The 17,723-nt window shown below is 55.6% G+C and carries 13 protein-coding genes and 1 tRNA gene; 6 read left to right on the plus strand and 8 right to left on the minus strand.

Going from position 1 to position 17,723, the window contains the following annotated elements:
* The first annotated feature begins 399 nt into the window (after positions 1 to 399).
* Both FYC48_RS25600 and FYC48_RS25605 read left to right on the plus strand, forming a co-directional pair.
* Positions 400 to 2,184 (plus strand): ABC-F family ATP-binding cassette domain-containing protein, encoded by a 1,785-nt coding sequence (locus FYC48_RS25600; RefSeq protein WP_149499656.1) that lies wholly within the window; start codon positions 400 to 402, stop codon positions 2,182 to 2,184.
* A gap of 578 nt (positions 2,185 to 2,762) precedes the next feature.
* Positions 2,763 to 3,398 (plus strand): proprotein convertase P-domain-containing protein, encoded by a 636-nt coding sequence (locus FYC48_RS25605; RefSeq protein ID WP_149499657.1) that lies wholly within the window; start codon positions 2,763 to 2,765, stop codon positions 3,396 to 3,398.
* A gap of 176 nt (positions 3,399 to 3,574) precedes the next feature.
* Here FYC48_RS25605 and FYC48_RS25610 read toward each other — a convergent pair whose 3' ends face one another.
* On the minus strand, positions 3,575 to 5,152 hold the full coding sequence (locus tag FYC48_RS25610; protein ID WP_149499658.1) for an aldehyde dehydrogenase (NADP(+)): 1,578 nt from the start codon (positions 5,150 to 5,152) through the stop codon (positions 3,575 to 3,577).
* Positions 5,153 to 5,246: 94 nt separating this feature from the next.
* Positions 5,247 to 6,101, minus strand: a complete 855-nt coding sequence (locus FYC48_RS25615) for a fumarylacetoacetate hydrolase family protein (protein ID WP_149499943.1) — start codon at positions 6,099 to 6,101, stop codon at positions 5,247 to 5,249.
* A gap of 1 nt (position 6,102) precedes the next feature.
* Between FYC48_RS25615 and FYC48_RS25620 the strand changes: the two genes are divergently transcribed.
* Positions 6,103 to 9,993, plus strand: a complete 3,891-nt coding sequence (locus FYC48_RS25620; protein ID WP_149499659.1) for a CRTAC1 family protein — start codon at positions 6,103 to 6,105, stop codon at positions 9,991 to 9,993.
* Between the two features lie 455 nt (positions 9,994 to 10,448).
* Here the strand turns inward: FYC48_RS25620 and FYC48_RS25625 are convergent.
* The 6 genes from FYC48_RS25625 to FYC48_RS25650 all read right to left on the minus strand — a co-directional run bounded on the left by FYC48_RS25625 (position 10,449) and on the right by FYC48_RS25650 (position 13,664).
* Positions 10,449 to 10,530 (minus strand) — tRNA-Leu (locus FYC48_RS25625).
* 95 nt (positions 10,531 to 10,625) lie between these two features.
* Complete coding sequence (gene rplI, locus FYC48_RS25630) at positions 10,626 to 11,162, minus strand: 50S ribosomal protein L9 (protein WP_149499660.1); 537 nt, start codon at positions 11,160 to 11,162, stop codon at positions 10,626 to 10,628.
* Positions 11,163 to 11,244: 82 nt separating this feature from the next.
* The gene (gene ssb / locus FYC48_RS25635; RefSeq protein WP_149499661.1) at positions 11,245 to 11,739 is read right to left on the minus strand and encodes a single-stranded DNA-binding protein; all 495 of its coding nucleotides are present in this window, start codon (positions 11,737 to 11,739) and stop codon (positions 11,245 to 11,247) included.
* 244 nt (positions 11,740 to 11,983) lie between these two features.
* Positions 11,984 to 12,379, minus strand: coding sequence for a 30S ribosomal protein S6 (rpsF, locus tag FYC48_RS25640; RefSeq protein WP_149499662.1), 396 nt, complete (start codon positions 12,377 to 12,379; stop codon positions 11,984 to 11,986).
* 12 nt (positions 12,380 to 12,391) lie between these two features.
* A complete protein-coding gene (pth, locus tag FYC48_RS25645; RefSeq protein ID WP_149499663.1) occupies positions 12,392 to 12,982 on the minus strand; it encodes an aminoacyl-tRNA hydrolase in 591 nt (196 codons plus the stop codon).
* An 88-nt stretch (positions 12,983 to 13,070) separates the two neighbouring features.
* Positions 13,071 to 13,664: a 50S ribosomal protein L25 gene (locus FYC48_RS25650; protein ID WP_149499664.1), complete on the minus strand. Its 594-nt coding sequence runs from the start codon at positions 13,662 to 13,664 to the stop codon at positions 13,071 to 13,073.
* Positions 13,665 to 14,517: 853 nt separating this feature from the next.
* Between FYC48_RS25650 and FYC48_RS25655 the strand changes: the two genes are divergently transcribed.
* From FYC48_RS25655 to FYC48_RS25665, 3 genes are all read left to right on the plus strand, one after another.
* Entirely contained in the window at positions 14,518 to 15,351 is an 834-nt protein-coding gene (locus tag FYC48_RS25655; protein WP_149499944.1) for an MBL fold metallo-hydrolase, read from the plus strand.
* A gap of 158 nt (positions 15,352 to 15,509) precedes the next feature.
* On the plus strand, positions 15,510 to 15,776 hold the full coding sequence (locus tag FYC48_RS25660) for a DUF485 domain-containing protein (protein ID WP_149499665.1): 267 nt from the start codon (positions 15,510 to 15,512) through the stop codon (positions 15,774 to 15,776).
* Positions 15,773 to 17,704, plus strand: a complete 1,932-nt coding sequence (locus FYC48_RS25665; RefSeq protein WP_149499666.1) for a sodium/solute symporter — start codon at positions 15,773 to 15,775, stop codon at positions 17,702 to 17,704. Before FYC48_RS25660 ends, FYC48_RS25665 begins: the two co-directional genes overlap by 4 nt.
* Positions 17,705 to 17,723: the final 19 nt, after the last annotated feature.

Below are 17,723 nucleotides of genomic sequence, written 5' to 3' on the forward strand. Positions count from 1 at the left end.
GCACCCTCCCCGGCCGTTTGCTCGTCCGACCCTCCCGCAAGCGGGAAGGTGTTATCCAGATGTTTAAACCCAAAGACTCGTGTTTGCCTGCTTACCGGTCGCTTACGATTCTCGGGCGACCAGTGGTTTCGTCGATATCTGAAATGGGGATCCGCCGGATGGATTTAGCACTAGTTTCAGCGCAATAACCGGGACTGATACCAGTTGGCGAACCGATCCCAAGCCGATGGATCACAATTGGTTTGCCAATTGAAACAATGCACTCGTCGCCGTGGCTTTCGCTCGCAGTGGACGAGCAAAACAATGGATGATGCACCCAGACGAGCGTGCACAGACGAAGGAACAAGTAGACACCGGCCGACGGTATCAGTTGGCCGGCAGACAAGGGACCAGACCGACATGGCAGTTTTAATTCAAGTACGCGACGCTCATAAACGCTTCGGAGATCAAGTTCTCCTTGATGGTGCCGAAGTCTCTTTGGTTGACGACGTCAAAGTTGGGTTTATCGGCCGCAACGGTGCGGGAAAGAGTACCTTCTTGCGAGCAATACTCGGTGACGAAGAACTCGAACGCGGTGAGGTCACCCATCACCCTTCGCTACGAATCGGTTACCTGAGGCAGCACGATCCCTTCAAGGAAGGTGAGTCGGCACTTGATTTTTTAATGCGCGAAAGCGGCCAGCCGGATTGGAAGTGTGGTGAGGTTGCGGGCCAGTTTGAACTCAAGGGCGATTACCTGGAAGGTCCCGTCAAGGCGCTTTCGGGTGGTTGGCAAACACGGGTCAAGCTTGCCGGCTTGTTGCTCAACGACCCGAATCTGTTGATGCTCGATGAGCCGACAAACTTCTTGGACTTGCGGACTCAGATTTTGCTCGAACATTTTTTGAAGAGCTTCAACAAGGCCGCGTTGATTATCAGCCACGACCGGGCCTTTCTGAAAGCGACCTGTTCCCACACGTTAGAACTGTCTCGCGGCAAGCTGACGATGTTCAGTGGTCCGATCGACCGATTCTTAGAGCACCGTGAAGAGCGGCGTGAGCACGATCGTCGTGTGAATGCGACGGTGATCGCCAAACAAAAACAGTTGCAGCGATTCATTGACAAGAATCGTGCGAACGCATCGACCGCCAGTCAAGCACGCAGCAAATCGAAACAGCTTGAACGACTTCAAACGACTGAGGTCGAAGTCGACGAACCGACCGTTCATATTCGTGCGCCGTTGGTTCCGAACCCTCGACAAGGGACCGTGATGCGTTGCGAAGAACTCGCGATCGGTTACCCAGGACACACCGTGGCCGATCAGATCTCCCTCGAAATCGAACACGGCCAGCGCGCCGCGATCGTCGGAGACAACGGCCAAGGTAAAACGACGTTGCTAAGGACCCTGGTCGATTCTCTTTCGCCGATCGAAGGACACATCAAATGGGGGCATGGAACTGAATTGGGGACTTATGCGCAGCACGTCTACACCAGTTTGGACGAACGACGCACGGTCCTCGAGCATCTTGAGTATGAATCCAACGCAGACACCACGCGGCAAGATTGCTTGAACATGGCCGGCGCTTTGTTGTTCCGTGACAGTCATATCAATAAAAAGGTCAAGGTGCTGTCCGGAGGCGAGCGAGCTCGCTTGTGCATGGCCGGTTTGCTACTGGGGACGGCCAACGTGTTGGTCCTTGATGAACCGGGCAACCACTTGGATGTCGAAACGGTCGAGGCGCTTGCCGAAGCACTGCTCGAATACAAAGGTACCGTGATCTTTACCTCACACGACCGTCACTTCATGAGTCGTGTCGCGACAAACATTATCGAAGTCCGTGACGGTACGGTAAAGAATTACTTTGGTGACTACGATTCGTATTTACAAAGTGTCGAATCAGAAATCGATCAAGGCGAACGAGATCGAGCGTCCGGCAATCAAACGTCATCCTCCGGACCGCCTCCGAAAGGCAAGACGCAAAATTATCGCGAGAATCAACGCGAGTCGCGAAAGGCCGAGAAAGAACTCAAAAACCTTGAAAAGAAAATCGCTCGCTTAGACGACGAGAAAAAGTCGATCAATGATCAGTTGATGACGGAAACTGATCCCAAAAAAGCTGTCGAGCTGCACGAAGAATTGACCAAGCTGGGCGAGGAACTGGAAGCCGCCGAAGAACGCTGGTTGGAACTGAGTGACTTTAGTTAAGCAGTTGAACATGAATGATTCAGCTTAAATCATTTCACTCTCCCACTGGGTGAGTCGGGCTTTCAGGCCCGGAGAGCGCAACGTCTCCGGCCGTTTGCACGACCTCCGAGCGGAAGAAGGTTATCCAGATGCTTGAACCCAAAGACTGTTGTTTACCTGCTTAGCATCGATCACAAGGTCATTCGATGCCGGTTCGTGGGCCGATGCCACGCGGCAAGAAAATCGTTTTTAAAGGAGGGGGACGGGAACCGATTAGGCCCACCGATTAGGCGCCACGACAGTGCGTTCCGGTCACGCTCTTCTGATCTGTATTTCGACCTGTGATCACGAAACGGCGATCAAATGGCAATGACTTTTAATGCTACAAACGGCCGCAAATGCTGATTCGGGACAGCGTCGGACCCAAAAAGGCATCGATTCGACGCGTTGCAATCGATACGACCCTTACGTCTGGATTTTCAGTCGATCATTCAGTGCTAATCGACTCGATTCTACTGGAAAACGCTCAACTTCAATGAGGGAAATCCCTAACGTTTGCCGCTGACGTTTTGAACGTAACTCAGCACGAGGGGAACCCAGTGAACAGACTCTTGATTGGCGCATGCGCGATTGCGTGTGCCTTGACCGTCCAAAGTCAATCGCACGGCGACGTTGTCGTTGCGAACGGTGATGGATTCTTGATACCGGACGACTCGCCGGCCGGAATCAGTTCGGTGATTACGATCACGCAAAATGAAATGGTCAGCGACATTCAAGTCGACTTGGTGGGGCTTTCGCATTCTTGGGCGGGAGATTTGGTCGCGACATTGACTTCGCCCAGTGGTACCAAGGCCGACTTGTTTTATCAAATCGGTGTCGGCGTTTACGGCGACGGTTCTGACTTTAGCGGCGACTATAGCTTTGCCGACGGTGGCGCGGATCTCGATGCGACGATGGCGGGACTTAACGGCGGGACGGCCGCACCATCGGGGCTCTATCAAGCCGCCACGGACAACGGTAACCCGGTGTTCTTGACGGCGACATTCGCTGGTGAGACCACGGCCGGCGATTGGATACTCAATATTCGTGACGATGCGTCGGCCGACACAGGATCGCTCGACAGTTGGGGATTGCGATTCACATCGACTCGTATCGCTGCCGTACCGGAACCAGGACATGCGTCTTTGTTGATCCTCACGGGATTAGCGGTGTTGAAACGTCGACGCCGTCGGTAGATCAGCGACATGGCAATCGGAAACAAAAAAGCCGCTCGCGATGATTCGCGAGCGGCGGATGCGAAATGGCTATTTCGATTTCGCAAGCGGCCTAGCGTTAGCCACGGTTAATGCGAAGTAAAGATGCCGCGACCAACACCGTTCGGTAGGTCGTTGGGGCGAGAGGAAACAGTCCGCTAGGACACATCGTTGGTCGTCCATGATCCGTCAATCCGTCGTGGTGTTGATCCGGTCGGGTTCTTGTCGGCAAGTAACGCCGGCAGACGCCCCGGGCGGACGTTGTCATAGCTAGTTAATTTGGCAAACCGAATCAAACTTGCCGGAATCCCCACGGCAGTGAAACCGGGATGGCCGGTCGAAGGGTACGGACCGCCATGGTTCATCGCTGCCGACACGGCAACGCCAGTTGGCATTTTGTCGTTCAGGATTCGCCCTACCTTGGGCGTCAGTTCGAAGGCGACTGCGTCATAGGAATCGTCATCACTGCCGTTGGGATCGCTGTAGACACAGCCGGTCAGATTGCCTTCCAAACTTGCAATCACCTGGCAAAGCTGATCCAGGTTATCTGCGACGACTACCAAGGATGCATTGCCAAACGCTTCGGTTTGGAATCCTTCCGGATTGGCAAGAAATTGCTCGGCGGATGCACGCAGCAGCGTGTTCGCAAGTGCACAGCGTCCCGATTCAATCTCGCCGCCACCGACCAAAAGTTCGGCGCCGAACCCACAAAGCGTTTCTACGCTGGACTTCAGGCTTGTCGCCACTGCCGGAGAAAGCAAGGTTCCGGCGGCGGTCCCACCGAAGCGTTCCTTCACCTGTGAGATGAAGGCTTCGGATGCGTCGTCGGCGAGCAACAAGACCAAGCCGGGGTTGGTGCAGAACTGGCCGGTTCCCATCAGCGCGCTGGTAATGAATTCATCGACCAACTCGTCCTTACGAGCCGCCAAGGCACCGGGCAGAATCACGACCGGGTTGACACTGGAAAGTTCCAAGTAGATTTGCTTTCCGGCAGCATCGGCGGCGGCTTTAAGCTTCAGTCCCGCGTTGCGACTTCCGGTGTAGCCGGTTGCCCCGACGCGTGGATCGGCGACCAAGCGTTCCCCGTCGGCATGACTGGTTCGGTAAATCAACTGGACGATTGAAGTCGGCACACCGGTTTCTTCGGCCGCGGCCAAAGCCAACTCAGCAAACAAGCGAGTGGTCTCCGGATGCGAGCTATTCGCTTTTCCGATGACCGGGTTTCCGGCAGCGATCGCGGCGGCGAAGTCGCCACCGGAAACGCTTCCGAAGGCAAACGGAAAATTGTTGGGGCCAAACACGCAAACCGGGCCGAGAGGTTCGTAGCACGAGCGGATACCGGTTGCGGTATCGATCGTTGCGTGGGCCCAATCACCGGATCGGCAGGATGCTGCCGCGGAACGGAGTTGGTTACTGGTTCGAGGTAACTCAACGTCCGCAAGTCGAGGTGACTTCGCAAGTCCGGTCTCTGCGAACGCCGCTTCGGAGAGCGAATCTTTGGCCGCATCGATCTTGTCCGCGTAGCACTCCAGAAACGCGGCGATTTGGTCGGCCGAAAGTCGACGCATCGCAACGGCCGCTTCCGCGGCGGCTTCAAGTGCGGCATCGCAGTCGGCCCATGAGCTAATCGGAAATTCGGCCGGCAGCGTTTCGGCGGTGTTGGGGTTGGTCGCTTGGAAGGTTCCGGTCGAATCGGCGTCTCGCCAGGTACCGGCGATTAGGACTTTGGCTGGCATAAAATCAACGTTGTATGGGTTTAAGTATTCTGAAGCAGATGGCGAATGATGGGATGGCACGTCAACCTGTTACGGGGCATACCCGTTGGCAAGCTTAACCTTGCACGATGGGATTGCTAAGCGTGCCGATTTCAGCGATCGAAATATGGACGACGTCGTTCGGCCGCAGTGTAAAATCGCTCGTGGGAACGATTCCGGTGCCGGTCATTAGGAATGCGCCCTGGGGAAAGGAGTTGTCTTTTCCCAGCCAGCCGACCAAGTCGTTAAAGCTCCGCGCCATCTGGTCGCCCGAAGTTTGCTGGTCAAAAACCGTTTCGCCGCTACGCTCAATTTTCAAGTCGACTTTCAGGGCTTCCGGTGCCGGAAGTTCGTCAAACAATGCAACCCAAGGTCCTAGCCCCGCGCATTGGTCGTAACATTTTGCCTGAGGTAGATAAAGCGGATTTTCGCCTTCAATGTCCCGTGAGCTCATATCGTTGCCGACCGTCAACCCGACTATTTTCAGCGATGGGCTGAGCACGAGTGTAATTTCCGGTTCGGGAACGTTCCAAGTCGCATCGGTGCGAATTCGTAGTGGTTGAAGGTGGCCGGCAACGCGGTGTGGGGTGGCTTTGAAGAACAGCTCTGGTCGGTCTGCGTTGTAAACTCGATCGTAGCAGGAGGCGGCGGCCTCAGACTCTTCCATTCGGGCCGTTTGGCTGCGTTTGTACGTCACACCGGCGGCCCAAACCTCTTGCCGGTCGATCGGCGGTAACCAGCGAACGCTAGGAGCGACGGCGATTGCCGGTTCGGATTGCAAACTTCCGGCAGCCTCGATCGGTGACGGAGCCGCCAGGATTGCGGCAAGCGTTGGGTAGGTATCGCTAGCAACCAGCGGAATTAATTCACTTTCAACCACGCGACCGAACCGTACCGAGTCGGAAGAGTCGATAAATTTTGCTAACTTCATCATGAATCGATTTTCAATTCTTTTCTTGCGGGACCTGACCGAGATCGGATTTATGCACCGAAGCCACATTGCCGTGTTCGCGTTGTGCTTGTTCACCGCCTTGGGGACCAGCAGCGGTTGTCGCAAAAAAACGGCAAATACAAACGGTACCACGCCCGGCCGCTCGGGTGAATCCGAGGCAACTTTGGTCAAATTGAATAAGGCGCTGGCCGCGACAGAAAATCTGGAAACCGATCAGGCGATTACGCTCTGGCAACAGCTCGGCCAACAGCTACCCGAGGATCCCTCGGTGGAACTCAATCGTGCTTTGGCTTCGGTATTGCAAGTGGACGCACTGACCTCGGTTGCGACCGATTCGGTCAAGACAAAAGATGAACAGCGCGCCGCACGCTCGCAACTTCCCAACGCCATCGATGTGGCTCGGTCGGCGATCGAAGCCTACCAAAATGTCTCCGGTGATGACGTCACCAAGCTGTGGTTGGCTGCCCGGATTGATGCCCATGAGGCTGCCCTGTTGGGAACAACGATTGGCAAGTCACTGCGCCGTGAATTACTTAGCCGGCTTACGCAGGCGATGACCGGGGCGATCGGTCAAGATCCTAACGCTGTGATCCTTGGCGGACCACTGGTCGAATTGCTTGACAAAATGTCCGATCCCGTTGATGGCTTGCCCGAACAGGTTCGGCGTCCTGCGACGGTTGCACTCAAACAGTTGTCTGACACCAATCCGGACAACCTATTCGTTGCGATGCAGGCCTTGCGGCTGGCAATCGAAAGTCAAGAAAAGACTGCCGCGGCACTGGTCGATCGAACGTGGCAACTCGCTGCGGCTGTCGAGCCGACATTGCGAGCCTACACTAAACCGATCGGAATCGAACCCAAGGAACTTGCCGACCGCATCAAAGCGGCGATCGAATCCGGGGATTGGGCCAAAGCGAACCAGTCGTACGTGCTGTGGTCGAACGTCTTGAACCCTTTGGAAATCGTTCGGACTGATCGTCGTCGTGCGAACCCACACCCGCTAGATCGACTGAACTTTGACGCCGTTCGTCGTCTGTCGACAGAGATCACCAAGACGGCACCTTTGGCCGCTTCCCGGGATACGTTGACGTTTGATTCCGACGATATCGCACTTGCGGGCACTGTCACGACGGTGCTGGCCATCGATTTTGATCTCGATTTGGATTTGGATCTCGCTGTGGTGACCGCGGACGGAAAACTGCAGCTGATCGAAAATGCTTCCGATCAGTGGACAGCGTTCGCAACACTCGACTTGGGCGAACAGGTGTCCGGCATGATTGCCGCCGACTTATTTATGGTCGATAGCAGCGATACCGATCGGATCAAGCAATCGCAGCCTCCGGCTAGTGATCAAAATGGCGACGCCGGCAAAGCAGCCGTCTCCAAGGCTAGGCACAATACGTTTCAGGGGATCGTCGTTTTTGGCGAGTTCGGATTGCAAATGATCGGCGTCGACGCCCGTAAGTCATCCGATTCCAGTCAACGGTTGCGCCGATTGGAGATCGAAACGGGGCTCGAATCGGTAGGGGCGGTGACGGCTGCAATCGCTGGTGATCTCGAAGGCGACGGTGATCTCGACCTGATCGTCGCGACACGAAGCGATGGTCTGCGAACGTTTATCAACCGCGGCAATCGAACCTTTTTTGAAGCTCCCGTTGCGACGTCGACGGTTCCCACTGACGACCCAATTGTCGATATGGCGATCGGTGATCTCGACCGAGACATCGATTTGGATGTCGTCGCGATTCATCGTTCCGGTCGAATCAGCCAACTCGAGAATCTGCTGCACTTGCAGTTCCGTCACCGCGAACTTAGCGAAGTCCCCGCCTTGCCGGTCGGCGATGACCAGCATGCGCTTTCGATCGCGATCGAGGACATCGACGCAAATGTGGGTTGGGATATCGTCGCAACAAGTGATCAGCAATCTCTGATTGCCTTTGCCAACTCATCCGATATCGGTGTGTGGTCGGTAGATCGGGTGGAAACCGGCCCGGGCTTTTCGTCACAGCCTGCACTGGCTGATTTGGACGGAGACAGTTACTTCGAATTGGTTGCCAAGAACGCGTTCACTCGGCTTGGGCCTTGGGGGCTCGCCAGGCTTGACCAGGCTCCGAACATTCCGGCAGGGAACTTGATCGCTGGCGATACGAACAACGATGGCGTCGTTGATCTGGTTTCCATCGACGGCGAGTTAAAAGTACATCGGAATCGAGTCGGAGGTCAGGGCAAATCAACCGCGGGTGGCTTTGTCAAAGTTCGTTTCAAAGGCATCGCAGACAACGCTGCGGCAAGTGGCCGAGTCAATCATTATGCGATCGGATCGGTGTTGGAGCTACGAAGCGGTCCGTATTATCGAAGCCGGATCGTGACGAGCCCAGAGACCTACTTCGGTTTGGATGGTTTGAAGTCGATCGATAGCATCCGTGTGATCATGCCGAACGGTTTGACGCAAACGCTAAGGGATCCAAAGATCAATTCGGTGATCGAAGAAGAGCAGACGCTCAAGGGGTCGTGCCCCTACTTGTATAGCTGGGATGGTGAAAAGTTCGCCTTCCAAACCGATTGCCTCTGGGCGGCACCGCTGGGATTGCAGGTCGCCGCCGGTGTGGTCCAGCAGGATCGCCCTTGGGAATACTTGATGCTCGACGGCCAATCAATCGCCAAGAATGCTGACGGGAACTACGATTTGCGATTGACCGAAGAACTCTGGGAGGTCGCTTATGTTGATCATGTTGAACTGATCGCGGTCGATCATCCGGAGGATATTCAGGTCTGGACGAACGAAAAAGTCGGACCGCCGACGATCGCGACACCGACCGTGTTCGCCTTTCAAGAGGATGGGCGTTTCGCGTTAGAAAACGCAGTCGGAACGACCGGCCAGGACATCACTTCGCTGCTTTTGAAGTCAGATGACAACTATGTCAAAGGGTTCGACCGCCGTATTCGTCAGGGACTTTGCCCGCCGCATTGGATCGATCTAGATTTTGGCGACCGCGGTGCTAAGGGCGTCCAAAAAGCAAAGGCAGAGCAGCGTGTATGTCTGATCTTGCGTGGATGGATCTTGCCGACGGACACCTCTCTGAATATCCAAATCGATCAGAATCCGGAATTGCCACCGATCGAGTTTCCGTCTGTCTGGGTGCCACAAGAAAGTGGCTCGGATGAATGGACCGAGGTGATCGAATTCATGGGATTCCCTGGCGGCAAAACAAAGACGATCGTCGTCGATGTTACCGAACACTTATTAAAAGATGATCCCCGGTTTCGTGTTCGCACGAGTGCGCAGATTTACTGGGACAGTGCCGAACTCGCGATCACCGAACTCGGCGCCGATGTCATCCAGCAGGCCTTGCCACTACGTCAAGCGTCGCTCGCGTATCACGGGTTTAGCGCCCGTCAAAAAACGAGTGACCTACATCCGGAAACCTATGACTATTCCAACGCATCGCAGGTGCCCCGTTGGCCACCGCTGCGTGGCGCTATCACAAGTTTTGGTGAATGCACCGACAAACTACAACAGTGGGACGACCAGATGGTGGTGATCAGCGGAGGCGACGAGATTCAAATGTTATTTAAAGCGCCACCGAACGACCCTCCCGAAGGCTATCGCCGCGACTTTATTCTGCACTGTGTCGGCTGGGACAAGGATGCGGATCTCAACACGCTCACCGGGCAAGAGATCGGTCCGCTTCCGATCCGCGACATGCGATCCTATCCACCAACGTTGGCGTCGTCCGATCAATTCGAAGCGGTGCGTAGCAGTCATCAGGACTCACGTCGCCGCCGTCAATCGTTTCGAGCGTTCTGGAGACGTCCCCAGCAAACGGGAGCACCATTCCTTCCGCTGAATGCCCCACCCGCCCTGCCATGATCGAAAGGGCAGGAAGCGAAAGAGCGCGATCTATTTCGGAGATTTGGAGTTAGAGCGGATCTATCCACCGATTCACTAAAACCCAACCCTGAGTGTGCCGGAGCAATTCGGTACATAGATGTCGCGATGTGCTACCCGACCGACGTACTTACTTTCGCGATCAGCACAGGATCGAGATCCGCTCTTAAGGCCGTCTTGCCCAGTTGATAGAGATCGGGTCTCACAAGAGCAGGGGCCGCAACGCTTGGAACCGGTTGGCTACAAGGGGAAATAGCAAGTGACCGAAACCTTTCATCCCAGTTTTTCGGAGCCAGCGCTCGACTTCCATGATCGAGTTTCGGCGGCTGACCGAAGTCCACTTTAAGCGAATCTAGGCAACAGAAATGGGGAAATCGGTAACCCCGAGGTAACCCGGCGCATAAAAAAAAGCCGTTTCCCTTATAGGAGAAACGGCATAGGGCTGACAGGAGTCGAACCTGCACTTCCGAAGAAACTGGAACCTAAATCCAGCGCGTCTGCCAGTTCCGCCACAGCCCCTTGTTAGTCGTTGATTGTCTACGCGGCATCGGTGGGTTGCCGCAAGATGTTTACTGGGCACCCCAATGCTATCGGGGTGGCCGTGTCAAGTCGCTCTAGCTGGCAGCAGGAGCGTCTTCGGTCGCCGTCGGGACAACCCAGACCTTAAGACTCGCATCGACTTCACTGTGAAGGTGAATTTTGACCGTGTAAAGACCGAGTTCACGCAGTGGCCCGTCGAGGCGGATCTGATCGTTGGCGAGGCTGAAGCCGGCTTCCTTGAGTGCGCCGACGATCTCATGTGGGCCGACGCTGCCGTAGAGATGCCCTTCGTCGTTAGCGTTCGCTTCGATCGTGATCGATTGCTTACCGAGTTCGTCGGCGAGGTCACGGTAGCTCTTGAGTTTTTCAAGCTCGATCGCACGAAGTTTTTCGCGGTGCTTCTCGACCATTCGCTTGTGGTGCTCGGTCGCGATCGTCGCCATGCCTTGTGGGAGCAGGTAATTACGCGCGAATCCGGGCTTCACTTCGACGATTTCACCTTGCTTTCCGAGGTGTTCGACGTTGTGAATCAGTAGCAATTGAATCCCGCCATTAGGACCTTGTGGAAGCCGTTTGAAGGGTCGTTTGACGGTGCGTCCGTGACGTGGCATCGTTCTGTATCTGGGCGAGTGGTTGGTGGAAGTTCAGTGGATCGTCGTCGTCCGGTGCGAACTGCTTCGCAGTGACGCTCGATCAAAAAGGAATGTTTGGATCTTCGTATCCGGCTCCGCCGCCGGTGGGTTGGGCATCGCGGGCACCGGCGTCACGCTGTTCGTGCTCGCCGGAGCCGTAGCTGCTTTCGTATTCGGCCGTGTGCTGTCGTGAAGATCCGGATGACGGAGGTGAGCCCCCCGATCCAGATCGGCCGCCGAGCATTTGCATTTTTTCGCAAATCACACGGAGTTTGCTGCGTTTTTGACCGTCGGTTTCCCAGCGATCCAGTTTCAATCGGCCTTCGATCAGCACCGGAGAACCTTTCGAAAGGTACTCACTGGCGACTTCGGCGTTGCGACCCCAGAGGGTTACATCGACAAAACAGGGTTCCTCGACCCAGTCACCGTTGGCAGTTTTTCTACGGTCATTGACCGCGATCGTTACATCCGAGACGGCCTGACCGCTTGGAATGTACCTCAATTCAATGTCGCGTGTCAGATTCCCGACGAGAATCACTCGGTTGAAGCTGGCCATGACGATCTCGGTTATCCGGGCGAAGTCGGTTGGGTGAGCACGCTGTGCCGGCTGTCATCGTTAAACCAGCGGTAGCGAAACGAGGGATCTATTCTAGGCATCAAATCCGATCTGAACAGACCCTTCATCGAACTCCCATGTGCCAAGGCGTCTTGACTGGATTCGCGAGGTCGCCCGAGCATGGTCGTTCGCTCAAACTCTCGCGTTGCCAGTCGGTGTGACGCAGGGCGACAATAGTCTCGATTTACTCGCTCTCTTTTTCGTCGCCTTCTTCAGCCGCCGCAGCTTCTCCGGCGGCCGATACCGGCCCGGCTCCACGTGCGTTCGCCAGGATAGGCTCGACCAGACGAGGGTCCAGTTTGATCGTCATTTGACGCAGGACTGGCTCGCAAAGCTGAAATGCGCGGTCCAACTTCGGGACTTCGCGACCTTCCATTTCGAAGTAGGTCAACCAATAGGTTCCCTTCTGGTGACCTTCGATGGGGTAGGCCAGCTTTTGCTCCATCCACAATCGATTGACTTCGACCTTGCCACCAGCTTCGGTGATCAGATCTTCGATTTGTTTGCTGACACCACCGGGATCCCGGGCGTAATGGTTGCTATCCAGGATGCACAGTGTTTCGTAAGTATTCTTCGCCACGACTTTGCTCTTTCACTTTTCAGGTTGCTTTGGAGAAGCCTGTGCCGCATTGAACTGGCTCATCGTTGAATCGACTCCGTCGGTGACAAAGCTGATCGCAGCATGAGCCGCCCGGGTGGTGGCTGCTTCAAAGGTCTCTTGTTCTTGCTTGGAGAATTTCCCCAAGACGTAGTCGGTTACTGCCCAGCCTTCGGGAGGGCGTCCGATTCCGACTCTTAGCCGTGGAAACGACTCTGAGCCGAGGTGTCGGATGATGTCCTTCAGTCCGTTTTGGCCACCGGCACTACCCGACGGCCGCAATCTTAGTTTGCCGCTGGGGAGATTCAGGTCATCACAGACAACCAATAAATCCGACAGCGACAGCTTGTAAAAGTCCACTGCCTTTCGAACGCTTTGCCCGCTGGCATTCATGAACGTTTGCGGCAGGAGGATCGCCGCCTTTTGTCCTCCGATCGAAGACTCGTTAAGTTCGCCTTCGAATTTTGTTTTCGCTGTCCCGGCCGAGGTCAACACCGCGACCTTGTGGGCAACGATAAAGCCGACGTTGTGTCGAGTCATCTCGTATTTCCGGCCTGGGTTACCAAGCCCAACGATCAGCTTCATTGTCTCTTCGCTCGTCTTGGCGGTGTTCGGCAGACGAACACTAAGTCGCCTGAGAACCCGTCAGTGAAGGCAAATCTGTGAAGGCAGCTTATTCGTCGCCTTCGCCTTCTTCGCCATCAGCGTCGGCCGCAGTCTTGGCGCCCTTAGGCTTTTCGATGTGGAACACGACAGTGTCCGCAGGGGTGACCAGCTCGACATTTTCCGGAAGTCCCAGATCGCCAGCGGTGCGATTTTCCCCTGCATTGACCGATGTGACGTTCAGTGCAATCGAATCGGGAATCGCAACGGCTGGGCAGCTGATTTCGACTTCGTGAGCATTCTCGATCACGATCCCGCCTTGCTTCGCCCCTGCCGGGTCGCCCTTGAACTGAATCGGGACCGTCACGGTGACGCGCTCGTTCATGTCGACACGCTGAAGGTCGATGTGAAGCACCTCGATTCCCAACGGATCAAATTGCAAGTCGCTGACCAGGGCGGTTTCTTTGACCGCGCCCTCGAGCTCGACAATCTTGCTGTGATGGCGCAAGATCAATTCGACAGTCTTGCGATCGATCGAGAGGTGTTCGTTCTCTTGTTTGTGCCCATACAAGACTGCGGGCACTTGGCCGCTCTTGCGCAGCCGCTGCGATGCCGCCGTGCCGAGCTTGCCATCTCGTTTTTGGACCTGTACCACTTCCGCCATCGCGGATCACCCTGACAAATTGGTCTGTTCTGTTGATTCCATGCCCACCGCCGAGCAAACTCCATCGGATCGGTGCCGCCCATCAGGCAGCTCCACAATCCGTTATCTCCGGCTCAACGGGGCCCTTATCCTCGCCGCAACTCGCAGCGAAGCGGGTAAGTATGTCACGGTTGCGATTCTTCGCAAGCCCAAACGGCACGGAGATTGCCGTCATTGTTGAATGCGGCACTCCTCGGCGAATGATCAGGCACGTTCGAGGCCCCGGATTGCCAGCAAACCAACTTCAGATTGCCAATTAATCCAATTGTCTGCGGGGTCTGTCCCCGTCCGCTCGGTTATGCCATCAAACGGTGGGCGGGCGAAACGTGAAATCTGTTGCTATGTCCCCGGGATTTCAGGTGCTATGTCCCCGGGAGTTCAGGTGCTGTGTCCCCGGGAGTTCAGGTGCTGTGTCCCCGGGAGTTCAGGTGCTGTGTCCCCGGGAGTTTGGGCAGGGCGAAGTTCATGTGAGCTGTTGCCGGTGGTCTGCTCTGCCATGAAAGCAAATCGGCAAGCCAACGCTATGCTCTGGCCCCCGGCTGCAACGCTCTGCTCTGGCCCTCGATCACCCTGGCCCTCGATCACCGGTGCCGCTCGGTCCCCGGTCGCCCATTGACCTTGTTCCCCGTGGCGTTATTCCACGTTAGCCAGCCCCAGTTGATTTTGGGTGCCCCGTTTCACTGACGGCTTTGCTTGCTTACGCTTCCAGTGGGGCTGTATTCATGTGACGGAACCGGGTGATTGTTCCGCAGCGTGTCAGTGAGCCGCCGGGTGTCAATGCGGAGAAGTGTGCGACGTGACCGTAAATGCGGGGATGCAAATGGCGTTTGTTCCGGAAGCGAGTGATCCAGGTCAGGGCGTGGCGACATTTCTGGGGACCGGAACCAGTGTCGGCGTTCCGGCGATCGGATGTGATTGCGAGGTTTGTCAAAGCAACGACCCGAAAAATAATCGTACTCGCTGTGCCATCACCGTTCGATTGCCCGGCGGAACGTTGCTGATCGATACGCCCCCGGATCTGCGTCACCAATTGATTCGCGAGCGGATCCGTTTGATCCATGCGGTGCTTTACACCCATGAGCATGCCGATCACCTGTTCGGTCTCGATGACTTGCGTCTAATGCCGTTTCGCCTGGGGCATCCCGTTCCGATGTACTGCACCGAGGTGGTTGAGCGACAGATTCGCGCCGCGTATAGCTATGCATTTAGTGATCGCGAGGACACTCATCCCGGCGCCACACCGAAACTTGAGCCGGTTCGCATCGATGAGTCTCCGCAATCGATTTTAGGTGTCCGTGTTCTTCCCATCCCCATGAAACACGGACCGCATTTCGATGTGTTTGGTTATCGAATCGGTGACTTCGCTTACTGTACCGATACCAATTCTATCCCCGCAGCCTCGATCGAACGACTTCGCGGCGTACGGACATTCGTCGTCGGTGCGCTTCGCGACGAACCACATCCAACGCACTTCAATATCGATCAAGCCATCGAAGTGGCCCGTAAAGTCGGCGCCGAACGCACATTGTTAACCCACACCGGGCATCAGCTCGAATATTCAGTGACGAACAGCCGATTACCTGACGGGATCGAGATGGCATTTGACGGATTGCAGGTGCCGATCGTTCTGGAGTCAGCGTCGGCGTAGTCCAGGTCGTCTGTTGCCAGTCGTCAATCGTTCCTTTTGCTTTCACGATTTTGGGTGAACACATCCGCAGTCCACATCTGCTATACTACGCGTCCCACCGCTTCGAGTTCCCCACCTTTTTTCATCTCCCACCTTCCTCTTCCCCGCCTGAGGTTTCGATGTCATCGCTGCCTGATGCCAGTCGTTTCAATGCACGTTTGGGACTTTGGTTGTTCGCGATCTACCTGGCGTTGTATCTCGGCTTTGTTCTGCTGAGTGCGTTTGCAGCGTCGGTCATGGAACGGCCCGTGTTGGCCGGATTGAATCTCGCGATCGTCTACGGTTTTGGATTGATCATTGGCGCGTTGGTGATGGCACTGATCTATGGTGCGTTTTGCAAACGTGAATCCGAATCGACAACAGGGACGGTGGGAGACAACGAGTGATATATGATCCTTCTTGGGTTGCCGTTTTCGTTTTCTTTTCTTTTGTCGGGGCAACGGTCGGCCTAAGTTTTTACCTGGGGCGAAAAGCCAAGTCATCGGAAGGTTACTTCGCCGCACACGGGCAGATTCCTTGGGCGGTCAACGGCATCGCGTTTGCCGGAGATTACCTTTCCGCCGCGTCATTTCTTGGCATCTGCGGCATGATTGCCTCGTACGGTTACGATGGCTTCTTATATTCGATCGGCTTCTTGGCTGGCTGGATCGTCGCGTTGTTTGTGATCGCCGAACCGATGAAGCGAATGGGGCGATTTACCTTTGCCGACGCGCTCGATTCGCAGTTTGATTCGCGTGGTATCAAGGCCGCAGCGGGAATCAGCACGCTCGTGGTCAGTGTGTTTTACTTGATCCCGCAAATGGTCGGCGCCGGGTCGCTCATCCAGCCACTGCTCGGGTTTCCGCATTGGGTCGGTGTCGTTTTGGTTGGGATTGTGGTGATCACGATCGTCGTCACCGCCGGAATGGTCTCGACCACATGGGTTCAGTTCTTAAAGGGATCGCTGCTAGTCGTTTTTAGCGCGATTTTGGTATTCCTGCTGATTGGACGCGGCTTTGTAGCCCAACCAGAAGCGTTCGACTCCATCGGCCCACTCAGCGAGTCAGAACTGGGTGGCGAGATGATTGCGGGACGTACGGTCATCGCGGCAGCCGATGGTTGGGAAGAACATCCCGACTTGGTCCGGTTCGTTGACCAGCAGGGAGGCGGTTTTGATGTCTATCAAGCTCAGCCGACCGAAGTTGAGGGGCAAGTTATTCTGCGTCAGGCCCAGGCAATTCGAAAAGCAGATGACGGAACCTTCGTCGACGGAGCCCCGCTAGGACGTGAAGCCGGGGAAAAGCAATTCCAGCCGGTCGGTACGATCCACTCACTTCCCGACGGCAAGCAGGAAACCGGTGGGCTTGGATTGGTCAGTTTCTTTACGACGCTTAACGATAGCAAGGTCGTGTTGTGGCGAAACAAAACGGTTGCCCATGCCGATGGGACAAAGTCGACAATCCACTTTCAGAAGTTGACGCCGGGTAACGAGGTTCTGCGTCCCGGTGAGCACCCCAAGTTTGCGGGCATCCGAGGCACCGAAATGCTCGGCAAGCTGAACTTCTTGTCGTTGATGCTGGCCTTGTTTTGCGGCACGGCATCGCTTCCCCACATCTTGATTCGGTATTACACCGTCAAGGACGGCGCCGCGGCTCGTAAGAGCACGATCGTGGGAATCGCCAGCATCGGCTTTTTTTACGTGCTCACGCTCTACATCGGACTCGGCGCGATGACCAGCGGTTCGATGGATTTGACCGACAGCAACATGGCCGCGCCCTTGCTTGCACGAAGCATCAGCACATGGTTGTTTGCGATTATTTCCGCGATCGCTTTCACGACGGTGCTCGGTACCGTTAGCGGGCTGATCCTTGCCAGCAGCGGCGCGGTCGCTCACGATTTGTTGGTCGGCGTCTGCGGTATCAATCTCTCCGAAGATAAGAAAGTGCGGATCGCTAAGATCGCCGCCGTCGTTGTCGGTGGCATTGCGATCGTCCTCGGCGTGTTGTTCAAAGAGATGAACGTCGGCTACCTGGTCGGCTGGGCATTCAGCGTGGCGGCAAGTGCGAACCTGCCCGCGCTGGTGATGCTGTTATTCTGGAAAGGTACAAGTAAGCAAGGAATCGTAGCAAGCGTTTTGGTCGGTATGATCAGTTCTCTAGGATGGATCCTTGTTTCCAGCGATACCTACAAATCGGTTTATGGTTGGGATCCCGAGACCGCGATCGCCCCCTTCAGCCAACCCGGAATTGTCACGATCCCGTTGGCGTTCGTGACACTGGTCGTTGTTTCACTAATGACCAAACCTGCTTCGGCGAACGAACCGGCAGCGACTTAGGTTTCTGGGTTCGTTCGTC

The organism is Roseiconus lacunae (assembly GCF_008312935.1).
GTDB classification, from domain to species: domain Bacteria; phylum Planctomycetota; class Planctomycetia; order Pirellulales; family Pirellulaceae; genus Stieleria; species Stieleria lacunae.

Excerpts from the sequence above, each read along its gene's own strand:
- FYC48_RS25650 (WP_149499664.1), bottom strand. The coding sequence starts at position 13,664 with ATGGCGGAAGTGGTACAGGTCCAAAAACGAGATGGCAAGCTCGGCACG.
- FYC48_RS25600 (WP_149499656.1), top strand. The coding sequence starts at position 400 with ATGGCAGTTTTAATTCAAGTACGCGACGCTCATAAACGCTTCGGAGAT.
- ssb (WP_149499661.1), bottom strand. The coding sequence starts at position 11,739 with ATGGCCAGCTTCAACCGAGTGATTCTCGTCGGGAATCTGACACGCGAC.
- FYC48_RS25610 (WP_149499658.1), bottom strand. The coding sequence starts at position 5,152 with ATGCCAGCCAAAGTCCTAATCGCCGGTACCTGGCGAGACGCCGATTCG.
- FYC48_RS25615 (WP_149499943.1), bottom strand. The coding sequence starts at position 6,101 with ATGAAGTTAGCAAAATTTATCGACTCTTCCGACTCGGTACGGTTCGGT.
- pth (WP_149499663.1), bottom strand. The coding sequence starts at position 12,982 with ATGAAGCTGATCGTTGGGCTTGGTAACCCAGGCCGGAAATACGAGATG.
- FYC48_RS25655 (WP_149499944.1), top strand. The coding sequence starts at position 14,518 with ATGCAAATGGCGTTTGTTCCGGAAGCGAGTGATCCAGGTCAGGGCGTG.
- rplI (WP_149499660.1), bottom strand. The coding sequence starts at position 11,162 with ATGCCACGTCACGGACGCACCGTCAAACGACCCTTCAAACGGCTTCCA.
- FYC48_RS25620 (WP_149499659.1), top strand. The coding sequence starts at position 6,103 with ATGAATCGATTTTCAATTCTTTTCTTGCGGGACCTGACCGAGATCGGA.
- FYC48_RS25660 (WP_149499665.1), top strand. The coding sequence starts at position 15,510 with ATGTCATCGCTGCCTGATGCCAGTCGTTTCAATGCACGTTTGGGACTT.